We start from the raw sequence: 24,563 nt of genomic DNA, 5'->3' as shown, positions 1-24,563 counted from the left end.
GATCCTCCTGACAGGCGGGGCGACGGAAGCGGCAACAGTCAGACGACCGAAGCCGGATGACGTTCGGTCAGGCGCCGCGACTGCTCTCGTCGCGCAGCCAGGTGCCGAAGTCCCCGGCCTCGATGGCGCGTCGGGAGCCGCGCCGGGCGGCGACCGCGGCGGCGGCGAAGACCAGGAGGGCCGGCAGCAGCGTGGGGTCGGCGCGCAGCAGCGCGAGCAGGTCGGCCCGGCCGGTGCGGGCGGAGGGGGCGGGAGCCTCGGTCGCCGCCTCCCGTCGCTGGTGCTGCTCCAGTTGGGCGGTCGAGGTGGCGGCCCGGATCCGACGGCGGATCAGATCGCCCCAGGTGCGCGGCGGATGGACGACCACCCGGGCCGTCTCGACCACGGTGCGCTCCTCGGGGGCGAAGGCCAGCGAGGCGGCCAGGTCGTCGGCCATCAGCGGGGGGAGGGCGGCGAGTCGGGCGTGGCCGGCCTCGGAGACCGCGATCACCCCCCGGCCGAACAGCCCCTGGCGGACGGTCGGCAGCCGCTGCCAGACCCGGTAGTAGGCGCGGACGCTCCAGGCGCAGCCGGCCAGCGGCAGCTCCCGGCCCGGCGCACTGGCCAGTACCGACGTCCCGCCGTCGCCGTCCGCCGCCAGCGGACGGGCCACTGCTCGGACGTCTGCCCCGCTGATCACCACGTCGGCGTCCACGTAGACCCGGGGGAAGCCCCGGGCGTGCTGGTCGCCCACCCGCAGTGCGGTGTGCTTGGACGGGGTCGGGATCTCCACCACCCGGACGCCTGCCCCGCGTGCGCCCGCGACCTGTGCGGTGTCGTCCGTACAGCCGTTGCACACCACAACAATATCTATCTCGTCGGTGAATCCCTGGGGTGCCTGGGATGGCTGGGACAGGAGTGAATCAAGAAGCCGTCCGATGACCTGTGCCTCGTTGTGAGCAGGGATCACAATGCTTGTCACTCGGGCAGTATGACGCCACGTCGGTGGGTGATTCTGATGTTTCGGCCAAATGTTCCCGACGCGGCCCCGGGTGGTCTAGATTGAGCGGCGGACGCCCGGTTTGCGGGGGAACCCTCCCCGGCGGCCGTGGTCGTCCAGGAACCGAGCGGAACGGCCCGACTCCTGGTCGCGGCCCTGGAGTTGATCTGTCCAGGACGCGTGCACGGGGTGTAGTTCCAGCCGAAAGCAATAGTTCATCCCAGCGTATCGACTGGTCATCGGTACGGTAATGATCGGTGCACGAGATCCTGGAATAGTCGTCCGGGATCGGTTCAGCAAGAGGCTCCATCGGGCCGGACGGGTCAATCCGGTCCCGCACAGCACACATGAGATCCGATCGTCCGCGCACCGTTGCGGGCAGTCGTTCACGGCCGAGAACGACGGATTCCGGTTGCGGGGGTGTCCATCAGCAACCGCGGGTCCGTGCTCCCGGCCGGTCAGGTGGAAGAGCCCAGCACTCACCCGTCGTCGCTGCTTGTCCCCGTCCCCATCGCACAGGCACAGGCACAGCACGGCCGACTCCGGCCGCGCGGCAAGTGCCGGGGGCAGATCCGGCGACGCGTGGAGTGAGCCGAGCGCCCGTGGTGGGGGGTCTGCATGGCCGTCGAACCGGTCACGCACGAGTTGCAGGTGGTGGAACGCCGGAGCTTACGGGCCCGGCGACGACGTAGGGAGCGGAACTACACAGTCGTCCTTCTGGCCGCGGACTGTCTCGCGGCCCTCTTCGCGGCGCTGGTGGTCCATGCCGGCTACGGACGCTGGTCCGTGGCGCTGGGCCTGCCACCCGCCTGGATCCTCGCCATGTTCGCCTACCGGGCCTACGACCGGCGCGCCCTCGGCCTCGGGACCGAGGAGTTCCGCCGGGTCATGCGCGGCGCCGTCGCCCTGCCGGCGCTGACCGCCGTCGCCTGCTGGTGGTTCACCCACAACTCCCATCTGCTGCACGACATGATGCTCGCCGCCGCCCCGGCCGCGCTGATCGGCGTCTGCGGACGCTATCTGCTGCGCCGCCGGCTGCACCGTCGCTGGGCGCAGGGCCGCGACCGCCGGACCGCCCTCCTGGTCGGTCCCTCGCGCACGGTGGCCGAGCTCAGCTCGGTCCTGCGGCGGGGCGGCGTACAGGAGTTGAGCGTGATGGCGGTCTGCCTCACCGATCCGGCCAATGCGCCGGTGGTCGACGAGATGGGCATCCCGGTCGGCGGCGGGCTCGGCGACGTCTCCGCCGCGATCCGCTCCACCCACTGCAACACCGTGGTGGTGCTGCCGGCTCCGGAGATCGACGCGTCGGTGCTGCGCCGGCTCTCCTGGATCGCCGCCGCCCAGGCCGTGGACTTCCTGGTGGTGCCGATGCTCGCGGACGTGGCCGCGTCCCGACTGGCCCCCCGGCCGCACGGCGGGGTGCCGATGCTGCACATCAGTCCGGCCGTGCTCTCCCGGATCCCGCGCCTGCCGAAGGAGTTGGTGGACCGGCTGCTGGCCGCGGTGCTGCTGCTGGTGCTCTCCCCGGTACTGGCGGGGGTCGCCCTGACGATCCGGCTGGACAGCGCCGGTCCGGCGTTCTTCCGGCAGCGGCGGGTGGGCAAGCACGGCGAGCACTTCACCATGCTCAAGTTCCGCACCATGCGCCAGGACGCCGAGGAGCAGCGCGCGGACCTGGCCCACCTCAACCAGAACAGCGACGGCGTGCTGTTCAAGGTCCGCGAGGACCCGCGGATCACCCGGGTCGGCTCGGTGCTGCGGCACTACTCGCTGGACGAGCTGCCGCAGCTGATCAACGTGGTCAGCGGCCACATGTCGCTGGTCGGCCCCCGGCCGTCGCTGCCGGAGGAGGTCGAGGGCTACACCGAGGAGGTCAAGCGCCGACTCCTGGTCAAACCCGGCCTCACCGGCCTCTGGCAGGTCAGCGGCCGCTCCGACCTGCCCTGGGACGAGGCGGTCCGGCTCGACCTCGGCTATGTGGACAACTGGTCCCTCGGCCTGGACCTGGCCATCCTGCTCCGCACCGGACCGGCCGTGATGCGCGGAACGGGGGCCTACTGACATGCACAGCAAGCGGACCGACCAGTCGTCGGCAGATCACGACAAGGGGCGCGGCAGCGTGACGGAGAACGGAGCGGCGGAGCCGCTGGGCGTGGCGGTCGTCGGCGCCGGCTACTGGGGACCGAACCTGGTCCGCAACTTCCAGGCCGGCAGCGCCTTCCGGCTGCGCTGGCTGTGCGACCTGGACCTGGCCCGGGCCGAGCGGGTGCTCGGCGGCTACTCCACGGTCCGGGCGACCGCCGACTACGCGGCGGTCCTGGCCGACCCGGAGGTGGCCGCGGTCGCCGTGGCCACACCGGCCGGCACCCACCTGGACGTGGCCCTGGCCGCGCTCCGGGCCGGGAAGCACGTGCTGGTGGAGAAGCCGCTCGCGGCCACCTACGCCGACGGCGCCCGGCTGGTCGCCGAGGCCGAGGAGCGCGGGCTGACCCTGATGTGCGACCACACCTACTGCTACACCCCGGCGGTCGGCCGGATCCGGGAGGCGGTCCGCTCCGGCGAGCTCGGCGAGATCCACTTCGTGGACTCGGTGCGGATCAACCTCGGGCTGGTCCAGAAGGACATCGACGTGCTCTGGGACCTGGCCCCGCACGACCTGTCGATCCTCGACTTCATCCTCCCCGAGCAGGTGCAGCCGGTCGCCGTGGCCGCGCACGGGGCCGACCCGATCGGCGCCGGACAGGCCTGCGTCGCCTATCTGACGCTCCAGCTCAACACCGGCGCCATCGCCCACGTCCACGTCAACTGGCTCTCGCCGACCAAGGTCAGGACCACCATGGTCGGCGGCTCCAAGCGCACCCTGATCTGGGACGACCTCAACCCCGCGCAGCGCGTCGCGCTCTTCGACCGGGGCGTGGACCTGGCCGCGCCGCAGGAGCTGGGCGCCGACGAGCGCCGGGAGATGCTCGTCTCCTACCGCTCCGGCGACATGGTCGCGCCCGCGCTGGGCGAGAAGGAGGCGCTGCGCGCCATGGTCGAGGAGTTCGCCGAGGCGATCCGCGACCGCCGGGCCCCGCTCACCGACGGCCGGGCCGGGCTCCGGGTGCTGGACATCCTGGAGGCCGCCTCCCGGAGCCTGGAGTTCCGGGGCGCGGTCGTCGGCCTGCGCACCGGGCACCGCTGATCCTCCGAAACACAGTTGGCCAACCGTCATCACAGCAGCGAGGGAAGAGCTTTGAGCAGCGTACGAGGCAAGCGGGTGCTGGTCACCGGAGGCGCCGGCACCATCGGCTCCAACCTGGTGGACCTCCTGGTCGACCGGGGTGCGGGCGAGATCATCGTGCTCGACAACTTCGTCCGGGGCCGGATGGCCAACCTCGCCGGGGCGATGCCCAGCGGGCTGGTCCGGGTGGTCGAGGGCGACATCCGCGACCACGACACCGTCCGCAAGGCCACCGACGGCGCCGACCTGGTGTTCCACCTCGCCGCGATCCGGATCACCCAGTGCGCGGAGGAGCCCCGGCTGGCCAACGAGGTCATGGTCGACGGCACCTTCAACGTGCTGGAGTCCGCGGCGGCCGCCGGGGTCGGCAAGGTGATCGCCTCCTCCTCCGCCTCGGTCTACGGCCTCGCCGAGGAGTTCCCCACCACCGAGCGCCACCACCCCTACAACAACGACACCTTCTACGGCGCCGCCAAGGCGTTCAACGAGGGCATGCTGCGCAGCTTCCACGCCATGTACGGTCTCGACTACATCGCCCTGCGCTACTTCAACGTCTACGGCCCGCGGATGGACATCCACGGCCTCTACACCGAGGTGCTGATCCGCTGGATGGAGCGGATCGCGGCCGGGGAGCCGCCGCTGATCCTCGGCGACGGCACCCAGACCATGGACTTCGTCCATGTCCGCGACATCGCCAGGGCCAACCTGCTGGCCGCCGAGTCGGAGCTGACCGACGAGGTCTTCAATGTCGCCAGCGCGACCGAGACCAGCCTCCGCGACCTGGCGCTGGCGCTGCTCGCCGCGATGGGCTCCGACCTGGTCCCGGTGCACGGACCGGCGCGCGCGGTGAACGGGGTGACCCGCAGGCTCGCCGACATCAGCCGGGCCGGCGAGCGGCTCGGCTTCACCGCCGAGATCGACCTCGGCAGCGGGCTGCGCGACCTGGTCGACTGGTGGCTGGCCGAGCGCGCCGCCGACGCGGCGGCCGTGCCGGATGCGGCGGTGCGGGCATGACCGGCCGGATCCCGGTGATGCTCCCGTGGCTGGGCGAGGCGGAGGCCGAGGCCGCCGCCGAGGCGGTGCGCTCCGGCTGGGTCGCCCAGGGCCCCCGGGTCGCCGCCTTCGAGCGGGCCTTCGCCGAGCGGGTCGGCGCGGAGCACGCGGTCGCCGTCAGCTCCTGCACCACCGCGCTGCACCTGGCCCTGGTCGCGCTCGGCCTCGGCCCCGGCGACGAGGTGGTGGTGCCCTCGCTCTCCTTCATCGCCACCGCCAACGCGGTCCGTTACACCGGCGCCGAACCGGTCTTCGCCGATGTCGAGCTGAGCACCGGCAACCTCACCCGGGCCACCGTGGACGCGGTCCGCAGCCCGCGCACCCGGGCCGTGCTGCTGGTGCACCAGGGCGGCGTGCCCGCCGACGTGGACGCCCTGCGCGCGGCCTGCGCCGACTGGGACCTCGCCCTGGTCGAGGACGCGGCCTGCGCCATCGGCTCCACCGTCGGCGGCAAGCCGGTCGGCCACGGCGCGCTGCTGGCGGCCTGGTCCTTCCACCCCCGCAAGATCGTCACCACCGGCGAGGGCGGCATGCTCACCACCGACGACGCCGACTGGGCCGCCCGGCTCCGCCGGCTGCGCGAGCACGGGATGAACGCCTCCGCCGCCCAGCGCCACGCGAGCAGCACCCCGGTCCTGGAGAGCTACCTGGAGACCGGCTACAACTACCGGATGACCGACATCCAGGCCGCGGTCGGCCTGGTCCAACTCGGCAAGCTGGACGCCATGCTGGAGCGCCGCCGGGAGCTGGCCGGGCGCTACGCCGAGCTGCTGGCGGACGTCCCCGGGCTGACCCCGGTCACCGACCCGGCGCACGGGCGGGGCAACTTCCAGTCCTACTGGGTGCTGCTGGCCCCGGAGTTCCCGGTCGGCCGGGACGAGCTGCTGGCACTGCTGGCCGAGGCCGGGATCTCCGCCCGGCGCGGCATCATGGCCACCCATCTGGAGCCCGCCTATGCCGGCCACCCGGCCGGACCGCTGCCGGTGACCGAGCGGATCGGGCGCGACTCGCTGATCCTGCCGCTGTTCCACACCATGACCGAGGCCCAGCAGGACCGGGTGGTCGCGGCACTCCGCGGAGCGGCAGCCGCAGGACCGGCCGCCGGGGGCACCGGATGAGCGGCGGGCTGGTGATCGTCGGCGCGGGTGGCTTCGCGCGGGAGACCGCGCAGGCCGTCCGCGCCGCGCGCACGTTCGGCGGCGGTCCGGAACTGCTCGGCCATCTGGACGACGACCCGGCGCTGCACGGCCGCGCGGTCGACGGGGTGCCGGTGCTCGGCGGCTGCGAGCTGGTCCACGGGCTGCTCCGGGAGCGGCCGGGGCTGCGGGTGGTGGTCTGCGTCGGCAGTCCGCGCGACTACGCGGTCCGGGCCCGGCTGGTCCGGCGGTTCGGGCTGCCGGACCAGTGCTACGCGACCGTGGTGCACCCGACCGCCGCGGTCTCCGCCAGTTCCTCGGTGGGTCCGGGGTCGGTGCTGCTGGCGCACTGCGTGCTGACCGCGGCGGTCCGGGTGGGCGCGCACGTGGCGGTGATGCCGCAGGCGGTGCTCACCCACGACGACGAGGTCGGCGACTTCGCCACGGTCGCCTCCGGGGTCCGGCTGGGCGGCGGGGTCCGGCTGGAGCGCGGCGCCTACGTCGGCGCCGGGGCGCTGGTCCGCGAGTACGCGGTGGTGGGCGCCTGGTCGCTGGTCGGCATGGGCGCGACGGTGCTCGGCGACGTGCCGCCCGGCGAGGTCTGGATCGGCGGCCCGGCCCGGCAGCTGCGCCCGGCCGGGTCCGCCGCACTCGAAGAACTGCGGCGCGACGCCGCCCTTTCGGTCACCACAGCGGAGGAGTCCCGGAGATGAGCGAGCGTCAAATCCCGCTGGTGGACCTGGCGGCGGCACATGCCGAGGTCGCCGACGAGATCGCGGCCGGCTTCGCCCGGGTGCTCGCGGCCACCGCCTTCGTCGGCGGCGAGGAGGTCGCGGCCTTCGAGCGGGAGTACGCCGGCTTCGCCGGGGTGGACCACTGCGTGGGCGTCGCCAACGGCACCGACGCGCTGGAGCTGGCGCTGCGGGCCTCCGGGGTCCGGGCCGGACACGAGGTGGCGCTGCCGGCCAACACCTTCATCGCCACCGCCGGGGCGGTCGCCCGGATCGGCGCCCGGCCGGTGCTGGTCGACTGCGACCCGGACACCCTGCTGATCGACCCGGAGCGGGCCCTGGACGCGGTCGGCCCGGCCACCCGGGCGGTCGTCCCGGTCCACCTCTACGGGCAGTGCGCCGACACGGCGGTGCTGGCGGCGGGCCTGCCGGACTGGGTACGGATGGTCGAGGACGCGGCGCAGAGCCAGGGCGCCACCCGGGACGGCCGCAGTCCCGGCCGCGGCTCCATCGCCGCCACCAGCTTCTACCCCGGCAAGAACCTGGGCGCCTACGGCGACGCCGGGGCGGTGCTCACCGACGACGCGGAGGCGGCCGGGCTGGTCCGGGCGCTGGCCAACCACGGCGGCACCGCCAAGTACCGGCACGACGTGGCCGGCTTCAACAGCCGGCTGGACGGCCTCCAGGCGGTGGTGCTGCGGGCGAAGCTGGCCCGGCTGGCGGCCGGCAACGCCGCCCGGCGGGCCGCCGCCGCCCGCTACGACGCGCTGCTGGGTGCGGCCGCCTCGGCCGGCCGGCTGGTGCTGCCGGTGACCGCCCCGGGCAACACCCATGTCTGGCACCTGTACGTGGTGCGGCTCGGCGCCGGCGGGGTCGACGGCGCCGACCGCGACGCGGTGGTGGGCAAGCTGAATGCGGAGGGCGTCGGCGCCGGGGTGCACTACCCGGTCCCGGTCCACCTCACCGGGGCGTTCGCCCATCTGGGGCACCGGCGCGGGGACTTCCCGCACGCCGAGGCCGCGGCCGGGCGGATGCTGTCGCTGCCGCTGTTCCCGCAGATCACCGAGCGGCAGCAGCAGCGAGTGGTGGACGCCCTCGTCGGTGCGCTGGGCTGACGCGCCGTCACAAGTGTTGTATCCGGGGAAGAACGAAGTAAGAAGGTCACTATGAGGAACAGAGGAAGATTGCTACGGGGATGGTTGTTCTCCGTGGTCGCCACTCTGCTGTTCGCCGCACTGCCGCTGTCCGGCTCCGCCCACGCGGCGAGCGACCCCTGCGGGGCGGGCAGCAACCCCATCGTCTGTGAGAACTCCAAGCCCGGCACGCCGATGTCGGACTGGTTCTCGGCCAACGCCTACGGCACCGTCGAGGGCTTCACCGACCAGGAGAGCTACCAGGCCGGCGACACCGTCAGCTTCAAGGTGCAGTCGCCGATCCCGTACACCATCGAGATCTACCGGCTCGGCTACTACGGCGGTGACGGCGCGCGGCTGTGGTCCACCGCGGCCCAGGCGGCGGTCACCTATCCGGCGAACTTCACCACCACCGGCAAGCCGGGAGCCCCGGCCGACAACGGCACCACCGACGGCGTCGCCAACGGCAAGGCGCTGGCCTGCGACACCCAGGCGAGCACCGGGCTGGTCGACTGCGGCAACTGGCCGGTCACCGCGACCTGGCAGGTGCCCGCCGACGCGGTCTCCGGCCTCTACATCGCCGAGCTCGACCAGACCGACGGCAACGGGGTGATGCCCTACCCGTTCGTGGTCAGGGACGACGCCAGCACCTCGAACATCGTGGTCCAGACCGACGACGAGACCTGGCAGGCCTACAACATGTGGGGCGGCCAGGACCTCTACCAGGGCAACGGCCCCGCGCCCGACGGGCGGGCCTACGCGGTCAGCTACAACCGCCCGCTGGACATCGGCGGCGCCAACGGGATCTTCGGTTCGGAGTTCGAGATGATCTCCTGGCTGGAGGAGAACGGCTACGACGTCAGCTACCTGTCCGGGGCGGACGTCTCGACCAGACCGGCCGACCTGACCAGCCACAAGATCTTCATGTCCTCCGGCCACGACGAGTACTGGACCCAGAGCCAGTTCACCAATGTCCTCAACGCCCGCAGGGCCGGGGTGAACGAGGCCTTCTTCAGCGGCAACGAGGTCTCCTGGGAGACCAGGTTCGCCGCCAGCATCGACGGCACCTCGACCACCGACCGGACCCTGGTCTGCTACAAGATGACCAAGCTGGAACAGACGCCGCCGGACGGCGTGGCCGATCCGACGGGGGTGTGGACCGGCGCCTTCCTGGACCCGGGCAGTGCCGCCTACGGGCAGCCACTGGAGGCGGAGAACATCCTCACCGGCTCGCTGTTCATCATGAACGGCAACCGCAACGACGCGCTCACCGTCCCCGGGACCTATGCCGGTCTGCGGATCTGGCGGAACACCTCGGTCGCCAAGCTCGGCCCGACGCAGACCGCGACCTTCCCGGCCGGGACGCTCGGCTACGAGTGGGACAGCGACCTCAACGACTCCACCAGACCCAGCGGTGAGATCGACCTCTCCTCGACCACCGTGAACATCACCTCGGGCGAGTACGTCCGGCTGGACTACGGCAACACCTACGGCACCGGCACCGCGACCAACAACCTGGTCGAGTTCCGCGACCCGACCTCGAACGCCCTGGTCTTCGGCACCGGCACGGTCCAGTGGTCCTGGGGGCTGACCAACGTCCCGGCCGCCGACCCGGCCGACGAGGTGGTGACGGCCGACCCGGACATGCAGCAGGCCACCGTCAACATCCTGGCCGACATGGGCGTCCAGCCGCAGACCATCCAGTCGGGCCTGGTGGCGGCGACCCAGTCCGCGGTCACCACCGGGCCGACGGTCACCGTCCGCGCCCCGCTGGCCGGTTCGACCGTCCCGGCCCAGCAGCCGGTGACCATCACCGGCACCGCCACCGCCGCGACCGGCGCCGTGGTGGCCCGGGTCGAGGTCTCCACCGACGGCGGGACCACCTGGAACCCGGCCACCGGCCTGGGGACCTGGAGCTACAGCTGGACCCCGACCAGCACCGGTGCGGCGAGGATCGAGGTCCGGGCCGAGGACGACAGCGCCAACGTCGGCGCGACCGCCACCGTCCCGGTCACCGTCGGCGCCCAGCAGTGCCCGTGCACGGTCTTCCCGGCCTCGGCCGTGCCCGGCACGGTCAACAGCGGGGACGCCAACGCGATCGAGGTGGGCGTCAAGATCGAGAGCTCGGTGCCCGGCACCATCACCGGCATCCGCTTCTACAAGTCGGCCGGGAACACCGGCACCCACACCGGCAGCCTGTGGACCAGCTCCGGCACCCTGCTGGCCACCGGCACCTTCACCAACGAGACCGCCTCCGGCTGGCAGGAGATGGACTTCGCCACGCCGGTCCCGGTCAAGGCCAACACCGTCTACGTGGCCGGCTACTACGCGCCCGGCGGCGACTACTCCTACGACGCCGGCTACTTCGCCAGGAGCGGCGCCGGACTGGCCCCGCTGACCGCGCTCCAGGAGGGCGCCGACGGCGACAACGGCGTCTACCGCTACGGCGCCGGGGGCGGGTTCCCCACCTCCACCTCCAACGGGGCCAACTACTGGGTGGACGCGGTGCTGACCACCGCCACCGCCTCGACCACCCCGCCCTCGGTCACCACGACCACCCCGGGCTCCGGGGCGACCGGGGTCTCCATCGCGGCGCCGGTGTCGGCGACCTTCAACGAGGAGATCGACAGCAGCACGCTGGCCTTCACCCTCACCGACTCCTCAGGCCACGCCGTGCCCGGCACGGCGGCCCCGGGCACCGGCGACTCGGTGACCTTCACCCCCTCCAGCGACCTGGCGCTGAACACCACCTACACCGCCTCGGTGTCGGCCACCGACCTCTGGGGCAACGCCATGACCGCCCCGGTCACCTGGACCTTCACCACCAGCCCCACCCCGCCGACGCTCAACTGCCCCTGCGGGCTGTGGAGCGGCGGCACCACGCCGACGGTGACCGACGAGACCACTGATCCCAACTCGGTCGAGCTCGGCACCCGGTTCCAGTCCGCGGTGGCCGGCCAGGTCACCGGCGTCACCTTCTACAAGGGCACGGGCAACACCGGCACCCACACCGGCAGCCTGTGGAGCAACGGCGGCACCCTGCTGGCCACCGGCACCTTCACCAAGGAGACCGCCTCCGGCTGGCAGACGCTGACCTTCGCCACCCCGGTGACCATCGCCGCGAACACGCCCTACGTGGTCTCGTACCATGCGCCGAACGGCAACTACGCCTACAACTCCGGCTACTTCGGCCAGGCGTTCGAGAACTACCCGCTGACCGCCCTGGCCGATGCCACCGGATCGGCCAACGGCCTCTACAGCTACGGTGCTTCGGCCTTCCCGACCGGGAGCTACGGCAACGACAACTACTGGGTCGGCCCGCTGTTCACCCCCAGCGCCTCGGCCGCCGCGTCGCCCTCGCCCTCCGCCTCGGCCGGTGCCGGCGGCAGTGCGGAGACGCAGTCGGCGAAGCAGGGCAAGCCGGTGCCGAAGCCGTCGCCCTCCGGATCGGAGAACATCCTGGACTGACCCGGCGTCGACCCGCCCTGACCACCGCATCCACCCGCACCTGCCGGTGCGGCCCGGGGGAGGCGATCCGGCCCCGCGCCGGGCCGCCTCCCCCCGAGGCCGACCGGGGATAGGCCGCCTGCCGATGAGCTCCCTCAGTGTCGTTGTCCCCTGCTACAAGTACGGCCACTTCCTCGCCGACTGCGTGCACAGCATCCTCGACGAGCAACCCGGGCTCGACGTCCGGGTCCTGATCATCGACGACGCCTCGCCCGACGACTCGGCCGAGGTCGCCGGGAAACTGGCCGCCGCCGACCCCCGGATCGAGGTCCGGGTCCACGAACGGAACCAGGGGCACATCGCCACCTACAACGAGGGCCTGCTGGAGTGGGCCGACACCGACTACGTCGCGCTGCTCTCCGCCGACGACCGGCTGGTCCCCGGGGCGCTGGTGCGCGCCGCCGCGCTGCTGGACGCCCATCCGGAGGTCGGCTTCGCCTACGGCCGGCCGCTGCGGTTCCAGCACGGCGGACCGCTGCCCAGGGCCCGCACCACCGGCACCGGCTCGGCCGTCTACCCGGGGCACTGGTGGCTGGAGCGCCGGTTCCGCGAGGGCACCGGCTGCATCACCTCGCCCGAGGTGGTGGTCCGCACCAGCCTCCAGCGGGCCGTCGGCGGCTACGATCCGGCCCTCCCGCACGCCGGCGACATCGAGATGTGGATGCGGCTCGCCGCCCACGCCGACGTCGGCCATGTCCGGGGCGCCGACCAGGCGTACTACCGGGTGCACGGCAACAACATGTCCACCACCGACTTCGGCGGCCAGCTGGACGACCTCAGGCAGCGCCGGGCCGCCTTCGAGTCGGTGCTGGTCAAGTGCGCCGACCAGCTGCCGGAGGCGGAGCGGCTGGCGACCGTGGTGCACACCAGGCTGGCCCGGTTCGCGCTGCGCCGCGCCTACCGCGCCTACGACCGGGGCCGCACCGGGGTCGTCCCGGTGGACGAGCTGGTCGCCTTCGCCGAGGACTGCCTGCCGGGCTTCGCGGCGCTGCCCGAGTACCGGGCGCTGCGGCTGCGGCAGCGGATCGGCGCCCGGGCCATGCCCTACCTTCAGCCGCTGGTGCTCTCGGCCGTGGCCGAGCGCGGACGCGAGTGGCTGTGGTGGGAGTCCTGGAAGCGGCGCGGCCTGTGACCGCCGCCGTCCGTCCCGCCGTCCGCCGCGCCCCGCGCCGCGCGTCGGCGCTGCCGGGCCAGGGCCCAGCGGTCGGTCCACAGTGCCGCGAGCACCCCGCCGACCAGGCCCAGCAGGCCGACCCCGGCCAGCCCCCGGCTCTTGGTGCCGAAGACCTCGGCCGCGCTCGGCGCCACCAGCACGTCCACGCTCATCCGGGAGGCGAGGGGCACGCCCTCGGCCGCCTGGAGGTCCGCCACGTGCCGGGTGTAGACGGCGATCAGCTCCTGCGCCACCCGGTTCGCCGAGGCCGGGTCGGTCAGCTCGGACTGCACCTGCACCGAGGGGATCAGGTACTGCGGGGTGGCGCTGGTCCCGCTGTTCCTCGGCAGCAGCCCGTACGTCCCGTGCACCCCGGCGGCGTGCAGCTCGGCCAGGCCGGAGGGCGACTGCATCTGCTGCAGCACCGCGACCGAGACCGTGGCCAGCGTCGGCTGGAGGTTGGCCAGTTGGTTCGGCTGTCCACCGGTCACCGGCGGCTTGAGCACGATCACCGCCGAGCTGAGGTACAGCCGGGTCGGCCGCAGCACGTGGTAGGCGCCGCCCAGGGCCAGCAGCAGCGCCAGCACCAGCAGGTACCAGCGGCGGATCAGCACACGAAGGAACTCACCGGGCGACAAGGGACATCCTTCCGTCAGCACCGATACTGTCAGGGCGCTCCGGCCGCTGCCACCGATTCACGCAGCACCGACTCCGTTGCAGGGGGCCGGACATGACCATCAGTGAGATTCTGGCCGTGCTGCGCCGGCGCTGGTACCTGATGGTGCCGCTGACCCTGCTGGGGCTGCTGGCCGGCGGCTACCTGTACGTCCACGTGCCGCCGGTCTACCAGTCGACCAGCTCGGTCTCGCTGCTCGACTCCTCGGCCGTGGCCGAGCTCGCCCCGACCTACGGCAACCCGATCTCCAACGCCGGCGGCTCGCTGGTGGTCACTGCCGACCTGTTGATCCGCACCGTGGAGTCCGGCGACTCGGCCGAGGCGCTGCAGGGGCTGGGCGTCACCGACGCCTACACCGTCGGCTTCGCCGCCGACGCCTCGGGCCCGCTGATCACGCTCACCGTCACCGGCCCCGACCGGGACAAGGTGCTCCACGAGACCAGCACCATCACCGCCTTCGCCGGATCCCAACTCGCGGCCCTCCAGCAGCAGGCGGGCGTGCCGGCCGCCTACATGGTGACCACCGCGCCGGTGGTGCTGCCGCAGGCGCCGGTCACCCAGTCCAAGAGCAAGTACCAGTTCGTGGCCGGGGTGGTCATCCTCGGCGCCACCGGCGGGCTGCTGCTCTCCTTCGTCACCGAGAGCGTGGTGCTGGCACGACGCAGGCGGCCGTTCCAGGGGGCGCGGATCAACCCCTGGCCGGTCCGCCGGGCCGCCGGCCGGCTCCTCGGCCACCCGGTGGACGCCACCACCGTGCTCACCGTCTACCTGGCGCTGGCCCTGTTCATCCCCTCCGACCTGGCGCTGCCGGCGCTCGGCGGGGTCGGCACCCCGGCCAACGTCTTCGCGCTGCTCGGACTGATGTGGTACCTGGCGACCTGGTTCTGCGACCGGATCGTCCCGGCGGCCGGCACCCGCGGGCCGAGGCTGGCGATGTGCGTGCTGACCGGCGCGGTGCTCTGCTCCTATGTCGCCGACGCGCTGCGCTCCAGCTCGCACGAGGAGGTGATGGGCGCCGACCGGGGGCTGATCGGGCTGCTGGCCTGGGTCGGCCTGGTGGTGCTGACCTCGGCCGGGATCCAGGACCGGGCCCGGCTGGACACGCTGATGCGCCGGCTGATCGTGATGGCCACGGTGGTCGCCGCGCTCGGCTACTACGACTTCTTCACCTCCACCAACATCGCCGACTCCATCAACATCCCCGGCCTGCACGCCAGCACCACCGGTATCTCGGCGATGGACCGGGGCTCGTTCACCCGGCCCCGCTCGACCACGGCGCAGCCGCTGGAGTTCGGCGGGATGCTGTCCATCCTGCTGCCCTTCGCCATCCAGCAGGCCTTCGACCCGGTCCGCCGGCACCTGCACCTGGTCCGCCGCTGGGGGCCGGTGGTGATCATGGGCGGCGCACTGCCGCTGACCGTCTCCCGGACTTCCATCATCGGCATCGCGCTGGTGCTGGCCGTGATGGTGCTCCGCTGGCGGCCGCAGCGGCGGTGGACCGCGATCGGCGTGGTCATCGCCTCGGTCGGAGCCCTGAAGATGGTCATCCCCGGGCTGATCGGCACCATCATCAACCTCTTCTCCTCCTTCCTCTCCAACTCGGACAGCAGCACCCAGGCCCGGACCGTGAAGTACTCCGAGATCCTCCCGTACCTCACCGAACGGCCGCTGTTCGGACGGGGGTTCGGGACCTTCACGCCGGACCTCTACTTCTTCACCGACAACCAGTACATGCTCTCCGCCGCCGAGATGGGCGCCTTCGGGCTGGTCGCCCTGCTGACGCTCTACCTGACCGGCATCCACCAGGGCGGTGCGATCCGGCGGTTGGCCCGCACCGAGTCCGACCGGGAGCTGGGGCAGGCGTTCTTCGCCTCGGCGCTGGTCGCCCTGGTGATCAGCGCCACCTTCGACTCGCTGAGCTTCGCCATGTTCGCCGGGATGTTCTTCCTCACCCTCGGCGCCGGCGGCCGCTACCTCGCCTTCGTCCGTGCCGACGCGGAGGCGGCGACCGCCCTGCCCGCGCCCGTCCGCCGCCACCCCGTCCCCCAACTCGTGGAGAACTGAACCGATGCCAACCTCACCCAAGCCGACCACCGTGGCCGTCATCGCCGTCACCTGGAACAGCTCCCGGGTCCTCCCCGGCTTCCTGGCCTCGCTGGAGGAGGGCCTGGCCGGAGTCGACGACTGGCGGCTCGTCGTCGCCGACAACGACTCCGCCGACGAGACCGTGGCCCTCCTGCGGGAGCAGGCCCCCGACGCGACCCTGGTGCAGACCGGCCGCAACGCCGGCTACTCCGCCGCGATCAACGCCGCCCTCGACGCCGCGGGACCGGACGTCCGCGCGGTGCTGATCTGCAACCCCGACATCCGGCTGCACCCCGGCTGCGCGGCGGCCCTGGTCGACACCCTCGGCGAGCAGCTGCCCGACGGCGACCGGGTCGGCATCGCCGTCCCGCTGCTGTACGAGGCCGACGGGACCAGGATGCCCTCGCTGCGCCGGGAGCCCAGCGTGGTCCGGGCGCTCGGCGAGGCGGTCATCGGCAACCGCCGGGCCGGGCGCTTCCCGGCGCTGGGCGAACTGATCACCGACCCGGCCGCCTACACCCGCCGGACCCGCGCCGACTGGGCCTCCGGCGCGCTGATGCTGCTCTCCCGCGAGTGCCTGGACGCCTGCGGGCGCTGGGACGAGTCCTACTTCCTCTACTCCGAGGAGACCGAGTACTGCCTCCGGGCCCGGGACCTCGGCTTCGCCACCCGGCTCCAGCCCACGGCCTCGGCCGAGCACCTGGGCGGCGACTCCCAGGTATCGCCCCGGCTGTGGACGCTGCTGGTGCTCAACCGGGTCCGGCTGCACCGCCGCCGCCACGGCGGCCTCGCCTCCACCGCCTTCCGCGCCGCGGTGCTGCTGCGCGAGGCCAGCCGGGCCGCCCTCGGCCGGGCCCCGAGCCGCGCGGCGGCCGCCGCCCTCCTCAGCAACGCCGCCCTCCGGGCCACCCCCGGACCGTGAGCCGGTCCGGCCCGGCTACCCGGTCGGCGCGGGCGGTCGGTCCCAGGCGCTGTAGTAGCTGTCGGGGTTGACCAGGTAGCGGACGGTGGCGACCGGGAGGTGGACCACCGGGTGGCGGCGGCTGTAGCGGTGGATCAGCTCCCAGTCCTCGCGCGGCAGCACCTCGGGCGTGCGGCGGAGGCGGCTGAAGTGGAGGTCGCGGTTGCGGCGGGCGACGAAGGCGTTGGTGTCGAGGAAGGCCTCGCGGGCTGCGCGGCGGCGGTCGAAGGGGACGGAGAGCACGTCCTTCTCGCTGCCGTCGGGCAGCACCCGGCGCAGCGCGGTGTAGACGCCCTCGGGGCCGAACGGCACCAGCGCGGTCAGCGCCTGCTGGAGGTGGTCCGGTTCCCAGAGGTTGTCGTCGTCCAGGAAGGCCACGAAGCGGGAGCGGGTGAGTCCGATCCCGACATTGCGGACCACCCCGGCGACACCCGTGTTGCGGGAGAGCGAGACGGCGAACAGCCTCGGGTCGTCGGGGAGCGCGGGCAGTCCCGCGCCGTCGTCGACGACCATGACCACCTGGTCGGTGATGGTCTGGGCCAGCGCCGACCGCACCGCGGCCAGCAGTGACTCGGGCCGCCGGTGGGTGGCGATCACCGTGGCCACCAGGGCGGAGGGGGCGGCGTGGCGCGGCGTCGGCAGGGTCGCCGCCAGCCGCGCGACCTCCGCCCGTTCGAACCGGTGCAGCCGCCGGGCGGAGGAGGCCAGCGCGACCTTGTTGCGGGCCTCGTAGAGGACCAGCCAGCCGAAGGTCTCCTTGAGCAGGTCCCAGGGCAGCCGGGTGATCTGACGCATCGTCCACTCTCCTTCGGTTACCGGTCGACCGGGGTCGGCAGGGGGCGGGCGGCCGCCCGGTGGCGTCCGGGCCGGGCGGGGCGGCCCAGCAGGAAGCCGCGGCTGGGGAGCACGCAGACCAGGTAGGCGAGGGTGACCGCCGCCGCGACCGCGAGCAGTGCGGGACGGCCGGTGCCGAGGGCGTGCTCCAGGCCCCAGATCCCGGCCGCCATCACCGCCCCGCCGAGGAACGGCCAGGCGCAGGCGCGGGCCACGGCGGCGGGGCCGATGCCGCCCCGGTGCAGTCCCAGCAGGAAGACCGGGACCACGATCCCGGCCGCGACCAGGACATGGCCCTCGGACACCCCGACGATGCCGCGGGTCCGGGCGGCGACGATCAGCACCGGGATCAGCGCGCCCAGCCACACGCCCTGGGCGATGATCAGCAGTCGGCGCTGTCCGCAGGCCACCAGGCAGTCGTAGGAGAGCTCGCAGCCGATCCGGACCAGGCCCAGCGCCATCAGCCAGGGCAGCGCCCTGGCGGCCGGAAGCCACTCCGAGCCGTAGACCAGCTGGACCACCGGCGCGGCCAGCCCGGCCAGCAGCACACAGAGCGGGACGGTGCCGGTGACCAGCACGCCCAGCGCCCGGGAGAAGCCGGCGGCCAGCGCCTGCGGGGAGTCCGCCAACCGGGAGAAGCCGGCGAAGGAGACCCGTCTCGCCGCCTCCGAGATGATCCGCACCGGCCAGCCTGACATATTGAACGCCAGGACGTAGAAGCCGAGTTCGACCTTGCCCAGGGTGGCGCCGACCACCATGGTGTCGACGTTGACCACGCCCAGCGCCAGCAGGCTGGCCCCGGCCAGCGGCAGCCCGAACCGCAGCAGCGCCCGTGCCTGCTCGGCGTTCCAGCCGAAGCGCAGCGTCCCCGGCGCAGCCAGGCAGCAGCCGATCAGCGCGGCGACATTGCCCGCCACCGAGCCCCAGGCGAAGCTCATCGGGCCCCAGCCGCGGAACGCCAGCGCCAGCGTGATCCCGGTGCTCAGCGCGAAGTTGACGGCGTCGATCACCATCCGTCGCCCCTGGGCGAACTCCCGGGTGAGGAAGCCGGCCGGCACCTGCGACAGCCCGTCCAGCACCACGCACAGGCACATCACCCGGAGCACCCCGGCCGCGCTCGGGGTTCCCAGCAGCCCGGCCACGGCCGGGGCGACGGCGAAGAGCACGGCGTAGAGCAGGCTGCTGGAGAGGGTGCTCAGGGTCAGCACGGTCGGCGCGAAGCGCCGGGGGTCGCCGTCCCAGCGGACGATGGCCAGGCCCACGCCCAGTTCGTTGGCGGACAGCAGCACCAGCAGCACGGTCTGCGCCATCCCGTAGACGCCCCAGGCCGCCGGGCCGAGCACGTACCGGGCGAGGATGATGCCGGTGGCGAAGTTGCCCAGCCGCATCACCACGGTGTTGATCAGGCTCCAGCGGGCGGCCGAGCGCACCTTGGTGCCGAGGGAGGCGGGCACGGCGGTGGCAGTGGCCGTGGCGGAGGCCGAGGCTGCGTCGTGGTCCGGAGCCGGGTCCTCCTCGGCTCCGGGGCCCGGGGGCGCGAGGGTCACGAGAGCCAGAGCGACTCGGCGGCGGCCCCGGCGGCCCGGTGCGTCCCCGCGGCGGTGGCGGGCAGCACCGCGAGCTGGACGGTCTCGTCGGCGGCCGCCTCGGCGTCCAGACCATCGGCGTCGAGGCCGTCGGGATCGAGGCCGTCGGGATCGGGGCCCTCGTCGCCGAGGTCGCCGTCGCCGTCGGCCCCGCCCGCCGCCGAGTTCTCGACGGCCATGGACTCCGGCAGCACCCGGGGCCGGGTGCGGGCCTCCGCGTAGAAGCAGCCGGCCAGGGTGAGCGCCAGGCCCAGCACCCCGGCCAGTGCCATGTACTCGATCTTGGTCTTGGTCTGCGCGGCCGGCGCCTGCGGCGGCACGATGGTCATCATCCGGATCATCGCGTCGGGGTTCACCGACAGCTGCTGCTGCAGCTGCTGCAGCCGCTGCGCCGCGTAACCGGCCATGATCCGGTCGGACTTGAGCACCTCCGCGCTGTTGGTGCCGGTGACGGTCAGCCACAGCAGCGGCGCCTCGGCATTGTCCGCGATCATGGCATTGGAAGTGCCGGTCAGACCCTGGGACTTGAGCGCGGCGACCGAGGCGTCCGAGTTGAGGTCGCGGGAGAGGGTGTCGGCCATCGAGGTCAGCGCGACCTGGGTGCTGAGGAACGGGTTCCCGTCGAAGGAGACGGTGGCCTTCTGCGAGTTGAGCAGTTCCACGGTGGCCTGGGACTGGTACTTCGTCGGGTCCGCGACCAGGACGCCGGCCGCGAGTGCGGCGGTGAGCAGCAGTCCCGGCAGCAGTACGTACCACCGCCTGCGCATCACCCGGAAGATCTCCGCGAGATCCATGGTGCTCCCCTTCGAGGCCCGCATTGTGAGTGTCGCGCCGCAGCGGTCGCGACGTCGCCGTCATCTGACCCTGACTCAGGAGCGAACGCATGAGCCAAGATCGAGCATAGGTTGTGCCGGAGCGGCCGTCAGCCGAATCAGGATCGAGGGTTCAGATCAGGTCGGTGGGCCGGGGGCGGGTCGCCGCGCCGCCGCCGGTCAGCAGCACGTCCGCGATCCGCTCGCTCGCCCTGCCGTCCCACAGCGCCGGTCTGCGCGGCGCGGGCGGGTGCTCCAGCACCCGGGCCACGGTCGCGGTGATCCGCTCCGGATCGCGGCCGGCCAGGACGTTGGTGCCCTGCTCCACCGTGATCGGGCGCTCGGTGTTGTCCCGCAGGGTGACGCAGGGGACGCCGAGCGCGGTGGTCTCCTCCTGGACCCCGCCGGAGTCGGTGAGGACGATCCGGGCGGCGTCCTGGAGCGCGATGAAGTCCAGGTAGCCGGCCGGCGGGACCAGCCGCAGCCCGCCGGGGACGCCGAGCTCGGTCAGCCGCCCGGCCGCCCGGGGGTGCACCGGCAGCAGCAGCGGACAGTGCTCGGCGATCACCCCGAGCGCCTTCAGCAGCCCGGCCAGCACCCCGGGGTCGTCGACATTGGCCGGCCGGTGCAGGGTCACCAGTCCGTAGCCGCCCCGGGTGAGTCCGTACCGCCGGAGGACGTCCGACTGCCGGGCCCGCTCCAGGTTGGCGAACAGGGTGTCGATCATGACGTTGCCGACCAGGTGGACCTGGTCCGCGCGGTAGCCCTCGGCGCGGAGGTTGTCCGCCGCGTCCGGGGAGGAGGCCAGCAGGTAGTCGCTGACCCGGTCGGTGGCGACCCGGTTCACCTCCTCCGGCATGCCCCAGTCGCGACTGCGCAGCCCGGCCTCGACATGCGCCAGCAGCGGCCCCGCCTTCGCCGTGACCAGGGCGCAGGCCAGGGTGGAGTTGATGTCGCCGACGACCACCACCGCGTCCGGGGCGAGCCGCGCCAGCAGCGGCTCGAACGCGGTCATCACCCGGCCGGTCTGCTCGGCGTGGCTGCCGGAGCCGACGCCGAGGAAGTGGTCCGGCGGGCGGAGCCCGAGGTCCCGGAAGAAGACCCCGTTCATCGACTCGTCGTAGTGCTGCCCGGTGTGGACCAGCAGCACCTCCGCGCCCCGCCGCTCCAGCGCGTCCATCACCGGCTTGATCTTCATGTAGTTGGGCCGGGCCCCGGCCACGCAGACGATCCGCGTCATGGTCGTGTTCGTCGTCGCCACGGCTCAGAGCACCTCCACCGTGGGGCCGGCGATCCGGCGCCGGCAGTCCAGGACGTAGCGGGAGTGCGCCAGCACCTCGTCGTAGTCGAAGGAGTCGTGGTCGGTGAGCAGCACCACCGCGTCCGCCGCCGCCAGCTCCTCCGGGCTCGCCTCGACCCGGCACACCCGGGAGTCGACCGGCGCGTGCTCGACCACGTGCGGGTCGACCGCCCTGACTTCGGCGCCCATGTCGAGCAGCAGCCGGGCCACCCGCAGCGCCGGCGACTCCCGGGCGTCGCCGGTGTTCTTCTTGTAGGCCAGCCCGAGCAGCAGCACCCGGGAGCCGTTCACCGAGCGGCGGCGCTCGTTGAAGGCGTCGGCCAGCCGCCGCGCCACGTACTCCGGCATGTGGTTGTTGATGTCGTTGGCCAGCTCCACGAAGCGGAAGTTCTGGCCCAGTTCGCGCTGGACCCGCCAGGACAGGTAGGAGGGGTCGATCGGCAGGCAGTGGCCGCCGACGCCCGGTCCCGGGGTGAACCGCATGAAGCCGAAGGGCTTGCTGGAGGCCGCGTCGATCGCCTCCCAGACGTCGATGCCCAGGTGCCGGGCGAACATCGCGATCTCGTTCACCAGGGCGATGTTGACGTGCCGGAAGGTGTTCTCCAGCAGCTTGGCCAGCTCGGCCTCCTTGGGGGACCGGACCGGCACCGTGGTGTCCACCAGCCCGTCGTAGAACTCCTGGACGGCGCGGAGCGACTCCGGGTCCACCCCGGAGACCACCTTGGGCGTCTGCTGGAAGCCCCAGACCGCGTTGCCCGGGTCGATCCGCTCCGGGCTGTAGCCGAGGTGGAAGTCACGGCCTGCGGTGAGCCCGGAGCCGTTCTCCAGCAGTGGGGCGAACAGCTCCTGGGTGGTGCCGGGATAGGTGGTCGACTCCAGCACCACCGTGGCCCCGGGACGCAGGTAGCGGGCCAGGGTGCGGGCCGACTCCTCGATGTAGCTGAGGTCCGGCAGCCCCTCGCGCAGCGGCGTCGGCACGGTCACCACGGCGGTGTCGAAACCGCCGCAGTCCCGGGCCCGGTCGGTCGGGCGGTAGCTGCCGTCGGCCAGCGCCGCCCGGATCCGCTCCGCCGAGACGTCCTCGACGTACGACTCCCCGGCGGCGAGCGACTTGACCCGCCGGGAGTCCACGTCGTAGCCGACCACCTCGTGTCCGACCTCGGCGGCCCTGATGGCCAGCGGCAGGCCCACATAGCCCTGTCCCACGACGACGACGCGCATCACTGCCTCTTCCTGTGCACGGATCCGGTTGACGGTGGAGCGGGTTGCCGGGGCTGGCTGCGGACCGGCGGCGGGGTGCGGTGCACCAGCTCGCGGGCGGTCATCAGCAGGAAGCGGACGTTGGTGGTGAGGTAGCGGCGCCCGAGTCGGCGCGGCTCCTGCAGCGCGCGGTAGAGCCACTCCAGGCCCAGCCGCTGCCAGGAGGCGGGGGCCCGCCGGGTGACGCCGGCCAGGATGTCGAAGGAGCCGCCGACGCCGTGGACGACCCGGACGCCGCTGCGCCGGCCGTAGCCCGCGGTGAAGATCTCCTTCTTGGGCGAGGTCATCCCGAGGAACAGCAACTGGGCTCCGCTGTCCGCGATCGCGTCGGCGATCGCGCCCTGTTCGGCGTCCTCGAAGTAGCCGTTGCGGCTCCCGGCCACGAGCAGGTCGGGAAAGCTCAGCGCGGTCTGTTCGAGCATCAGGTCCAGCACCGACTGCTCGGCGCCCAGCAGGTAGACCGGGATTCCGCCGCGCTCGGCCTCGGCCAGCAGCCGGAGGAAGAGGTCGATGCCGGCCACCCGCTCCGGCAGCGGGGTGCGCAGCACCCGGGCGGCCCAGACCACGGCCTGCCCGTCGGCCAGCACCAGGTCGCAGCCGGACACCGCCTCGGCCAACCCCGGGTCGCGCCGCATGTTCACCAGCTTGGCGGCGTTGACCACGCCGATCTCCAGCTGCTCGCCCGAGCGCACCGCCGCCAGGCAGCGCTCCACGGTCTGGTCCATGGTCAGCGGGTCCAGTTCGACCCCGAAGAGGCTCCGGCGCGCGACCGGTAACGACTGCTCCGGCATCGACTGCTCCGGTATCGACTGGCCCGGTAAGGACAGGTCGGTCATTGCGCACCTCCGAGCCAGGCGTGCAGCATCCAGCCGAACTCGTACGGTCGGCACTCCCGGTCCACCGAGGCGGGGCGGTACAGCCGGTCCAGCAGCGCCAGCCGCCGTCCCGGCCGCGCCAGCGAGGCCAGCCCCTGCCCGGCGCGGACCGCCTTGCGCGGGTCGCCCCGGTGGACCTTGCGCCAGGTGACGCCCAGGTCGTCGAGGATCATCGGCTCGGACGGCGTGCCGCCGGGGGAGCCGACGGCCAGCTCCGGCACCTCGGTCATCCACCGCAGTCCGCGCCGGATCTCGGCGGAGAAGTCGGCGCCGCCGGCGTCGGCCAGGTCGAACAGCGCGGTCGGCGCCATCGCGTGCTGGTGCACGCTGTAGACCGGGTAGCCCTCCACGAGCCGGCCCGGCCGGGCGTCGTAGTGCCACCACCACTGGCCGCCCTCGCCCTGGAGCTCGCAGATCCGCTTCGCGCAGGCGTCGGCCGCAGCCAGGGCCTCCGGGTCGCCGCCGGGCCCGTCGGCGCTCGCATGGGTCCTGGCGAGGGCCTGGAGCGGATAGGTCTGGTCGGCGAAGCAGGCCACGTGCGCCCGGTACCAGGGGACCAGGCCGGGCCCGGTGGCGTGCGGAAAGAGCGGACTGCCGGCGTTCCTGGCCCGGAGCAGCCGGTCCCGGGCCGTGCTCAGCCGTCGCTCCAGCTCCGTGCCGCCGGCCTCGGAGTGCCGGGCGGCGGCGAGGGCGGACAGCACCCAGGCGGCCTCAACGGTGTAGCGGGGACCTCCGTCCGCGTCCAGCGCGGCCGTCCGGGCCAGGGCGTCGGCCAGCTTGGGGTGACCGGTCTCGGCGGCGGCCCAGGCGATCAGCGCCGCGTCGCCCAGGTTGGCCACCTCCGGCAGCCGCTGTACCAGCAGGCTGGTGAACTCCTCGGCGCTGTGGCCGCCGAGCACCGCCCGCTGGCGGGGCTCCGGCAGGTAGCGGGCGCCGAGCACGGTGATCGCGGCGTACCGGGTGCTGGTGCCGCGCCGCTCCAGCCGCCAGGAGCCGTCCGGGGCCCGGCTGCCGGCCAGGGTGAAGGCGAAGGCCTCGTCCTCCGGCCGGTACATCGCCGGAAGACCGGCCTCGGCGACGGCCAGCAGCCGGGTCGCGAGCGCGTGGAGCGGCAGGTCGTCGCGGGCGAGCGCCTGCATTCGTGTGGTGGTCATCAAACCTTCACCGAGGTCGTGGACATGACGGAGCCTGACACGTGCGCGCCCGGGGCACGCACGGTGGGACGGGTCGGGAGCGTCGGCGAAGAGGGGCTGCGCGAA

The 24,563-nt window shown here is 73.0% G+C and carries 19 protein-coding genes; 10 read left to right on the top strand and 9 right to left on the bottom strand.

What is annotated here, in order from left to right:
• Positions 1-67: 67 nt before the first annotated feature.
• Positions 68-949: a glycosyltransferase gene (locus tag BS75_RS12570; protein WP_231608124.1), complete on the bottom strand. Its 882-nt coding sequence runs from the start codon at positions 947-949 to the stop codon at positions 68-70.
• Positions 950-1,597: 648 nt separating this feature from the next.
• Here BS75_RS12570 and BS75_RS12565 point away from each other — a divergent pair.
• The 8 genes from BS75_RS12565 to BS75_RS12530 all read left to right on the top strand — a co-directional run bounded on the left by BS75_RS12565 (position 1,598) and on the right by BS75_RS12530 (position 12,894).
• A complete protein-coding gene (locus tag BS75_RS12565; RefSeq protein ID WP_042436839.1) occupies positions 1,598-3,040 on the top strand; it encodes a sugar transferase in 1,443 nt (480 codons plus the stop codon).
• A gap of 58 nt (positions 3,041-3,098) precedes the next feature.
• Positions 3,099-4,163 (top strand): Gfo/Idh/MocA family protein, encoded by a 1,065-nt coding sequence (locus tag BS75_RS12560; protein WP_034092919.1) that lies wholly within the window; start codon positions 3,099-3,101, stop codon positions 4,161-4,163.
• Positions 4,164-4,214: 51 nt separating this feature from the next.
• Positions 4,215-5,216 (top strand): NAD-dependent epimerase/dehydratase family protein, encoded by a 1,002-nt coding sequence (locus BS75_RS12555; protein ID WP_034088285.1) that lies wholly within the window; start codon positions 4,215-4,217, stop codon positions 5,214-5,216.
• Entirely contained in the window at positions 5,213-6,373 is a 1,161-nt protein-coding gene (locus tag BS75_RS12550; protein WP_034088284.1) for a DegT/DnrJ/EryC1/StrS family aminotransferase, read from the top strand. The genes BS75_RS12555 and BS75_RS12550 overlap by 4 nt, the downstream gene beginning before the upstream one ends.
• Positions 6,370-7,104 carry an acetyltransferase gene (locus BS75_RS12545; RefSeq protein WP_042436842.1) on the top strand — a complete coding sequence of 245 codons (735 nt, stop codon included), beginning with the start codon at positions 6,370-6,372 and terminating at the stop codon, positions 7,102-7,104. The genes BS75_RS12550 and BS75_RS12545 overlap by 4 nt, the downstream gene beginning before the upstream one ends.
• On the top strand, positions 7,101-8,237 hold the full coding sequence (locus tag BS75_RS12540; RefSeq protein WP_034088283.1) for a DegT/DnrJ/EryC1/StrS family aminotransferase: 1,137 nt from the start codon (positions 7,101-7,103) through the stop codon (positions 8,235-8,237). The genes BS75_RS12545 and BS75_RS12540 overlap by 4 nt, the downstream gene beginning before the upstream one ends.
• A 93-nt stretch (positions 8,238-8,330) precedes the next feature.
• Positions 8,331-11,723: a DUF4082 domain-containing protein gene (locus tag BS75_RS12535; protein ID WP_231607755.1), complete on the top strand. Its 3,393-nt coding sequence runs from the start codon at positions 8,331-8,333 to the stop codon at positions 11,721-11,723.
• A 124-nt stretch (positions 11,724-11,847) separates the two neighbouring features.
• Entirely contained in the window at positions 11,848-12,894 is a 1,047-nt protein-coding gene (locus BS75_RS12530) for a glycosyltransferase family 2 protein (RefSeq protein WP_034088282.1), read from the top strand.
• Here BS75_RS12530 and BS75_RS12525 read toward each other — a convergent pair.
• Positions 12,813-13,553 (bottom strand): hypothetical protein, encoded by a 741-nt coding sequence (locus BS75_RS12525; protein ID WP_174515021.1) that lies wholly within the window; start codon positions 13,551-13,553, stop codon positions 12,813-12,815. The genes BS75_RS12530 and BS75_RS12525 overlap by 82 nt on opposite strands.
• A 92-nt stretch (positions 13,554-13,645) precedes the next feature.
• Here BS75_RS12525 and BS75_RS12520 point away from each other — a divergent pair, with 92 nt between their 5' ends.
• Both BS75_RS12520 and BS75_RS12515 read left to right on the top strand, forming a co-directional pair.
• Positions 13,646-15,655 (top strand): O-antigen ligase family protein, encoded by a 2,010-nt coding sequence (locus BS75_RS12520; RefSeq protein ID WP_034088281.1) that lies wholly within the window; start codon positions 13,646-13,648, stop codon positions 15,653-15,655.
• Between the two features lie 4 nt (positions 15,656-15,659).
• Positions 15,660-16,598, top strand: a complete 939-nt coding sequence (locus BS75_RS12515; protein ID WP_034088280.1) for a glycosyltransferase — start codon at positions 15,660-15,662, stop codon at positions 16,596-16,598.
• A gap of 15 nt (positions 16,599-16,613) precedes the next feature.
• On the opposite strand, the gene BS75_RS12510 is transcribed toward BS75_RS12515, so the two are convergent.
• The 7 genes from BS75_RS12510 to BS75_RS12480 form a co-directional block, all read right to left on the bottom strand.
• On the bottom strand, positions 16,614-17,432 hold the full coding sequence (locus BS75_RS12510; protein WP_034088279.1) for a glycosyltransferase family 2 protein: 819 nt from the start codon (positions 17,430-17,432) through the stop codon (positions 16,614-16,616).
• Between the two features lie 17 nt (positions 17,433-17,449).
• Entirely contained in the window at positions 17,450-19,018 is a 1,569-nt protein-coding gene (locus tag BS75_RS12505; RefSeq protein ID WP_231607754.1) for an oligosaccharide flippase family protein, read from the bottom strand.
• A complete protein-coding gene (locus BS75_RS12500) occupies positions 19,015-19,851 on the bottom strand; it encodes a Wzz/FepE/Etk N-terminal domain-containing protein (RefSeq protein ID WP_052069372.1) in 837 nt (278 codons plus the stop codon). The genes BS75_RS12505 and BS75_RS12500 overlap by 4 nt, the downstream gene beginning before the upstream one ends.
• Positions 19,852-20,002: 151 nt before the next feature.
• Positions 20,003-21,130: a non-hydrolyzing UDP-N-acetylglucosamine 2-epimerase gene (wecB, locus tag BS75_RS12495; protein WP_231607753.1), complete on the bottom strand. Its 1,128-nt coding sequence runs from the start codon at positions 21,128-21,130 to the stop codon at positions 20,003-20,005.
• Positions 21,131-21,133: 3 nt separating this feature from the next.
• On the bottom strand, positions 21,134-22,390 hold the full coding sequence (locus BS75_RS12490) for a nucleotide sugar dehydrogenase (protein ID WP_034088277.1): 1,257 nt from the start codon (positions 22,388-22,390) through the stop codon (positions 21,134-21,136).
• Positions 22,390-23,265, bottom strand: a complete 876-nt coding sequence (locus BS75_RS12485) for a WecB/TagA/CpsF family glycosyltransferase (protein ID WP_231607752.1) — start codon at positions 23,263-23,265, stop codon at positions 22,390-22,392. The genes BS75_RS12490 and BS75_RS12485 overlap by 1 nt, the downstream gene beginning before the upstream one ends.
• Complete coding sequence (locus BS75_RS12480; protein ID WP_034088276.1) at positions 23,262-24,458, bottom strand: hypothetical protein; 1,197 nt, start codon at positions 24,456-24,458, stop codon at positions 23,262-23,264. The genes BS75_RS12485 and BS75_RS12480 overlap by 4 nt, the downstream gene beginning before the upstream one ends.
• Positions 24,459-24,563: the final 105 nt, after the last annotated feature.

Source organism: Streptacidiphilus albus JL83 (genome assembly GCF_000744705.1).
GTDB lineage: Bacteria > Actinomycetota > Actinomycetes > Streptomycetales > Streptomycetaceae > Streptacidiphilus > Streptacidiphilus albus.
The sequence above is the reverse complement of the archived record's forward strand: the minus strand, read 5'-3'. Positions and strand labels throughout refer to the sequence as shown.

Bases quoted from the DNA above. Each gene is read 5' to 3' on its own strand.
- BS75_RS12565 (WP_042436839.1), top strand. From the start codon at position 1,598: ATGGCCGTCGAACCGGTCACGCACGAGTTGCAGGTGGTGGAACGCCGG.
- BS75_RS12550 (WP_034088284.1), top strand. From the start codon at position 5,213: ATGACCGGCCGGATCCCGGTGATGCTCCCGTGGCTGGGCGAGGCGGAG.
- BS75_RS12545 (WP_042436842.1), top strand. From the start codon at position 6,370: ATGAGCGGCGGGCTGGTGATCGTCGGCGCGGGTGGCTTCGCGCGGGAG.
- BS75_RS12540 (WP_034088283.1), top strand. From the start codon at position 7,101: ATGAGCGAGCGTCAAATCCCGCTGGTGGACCTGGCGGCGGCACATGCC.
- BS75_RS12530 (WP_034088282.1), top strand. From the start codon at position 11,848: ATGAGCTCCCTCAGTGTCGTTGTCCCCTGCTACAAGTACGGCCACTTC.
- BS75_RS12520 (WP_034088281.1), top strand. From the start codon at position 13,646: ATGACCATCAGTGAGATTCTGGCCGTGCTGCGCCGGCGCTGGTACCTG.
- BS75_RS12515 (WP_034088280.1), top strand. From the start codon at position 15,660: ATGCCAACCTCACCCAAGCCGACCACCGTGGCCGTCATCGCCGTCACC.
- BS75_RS12510 (WP_034088279.1), bottom strand. From the start codon at position 17,432: ATGCGTCAGATCACCCGGCTGCCCTGGGACCTGCTCAAGGAGACCTTC.
- BS75_RS12500 (WP_052069372.1), bottom strand. From the start codon at position 19,851: ATGGATCTCGCGGAGATCTTCCGGGTGATGCGCAGGCGGTGGTACGTA.
- BS75_RS12490 (WP_034088277.1), bottom strand. From the start codon at position 22,390: ATGCGCGTCGTCGTCGTGGGACAGGGCTATGTGGGCCTGCCGCTGGCC.
- BS75_RS12485 (WP_231607752.1), bottom strand. From the start codon at position 23,265: ATGACCGACCTGTCCTTACCGGGCCAGTCGATACCGGAGCAGTCGATG.
- BS75_RS12480 (WP_034088276.1), bottom strand. From the start codon at position 24,458: ATGACCACCACACGAATGCAGGCGCTCGCCCGCGACGACCTGCCGCTC.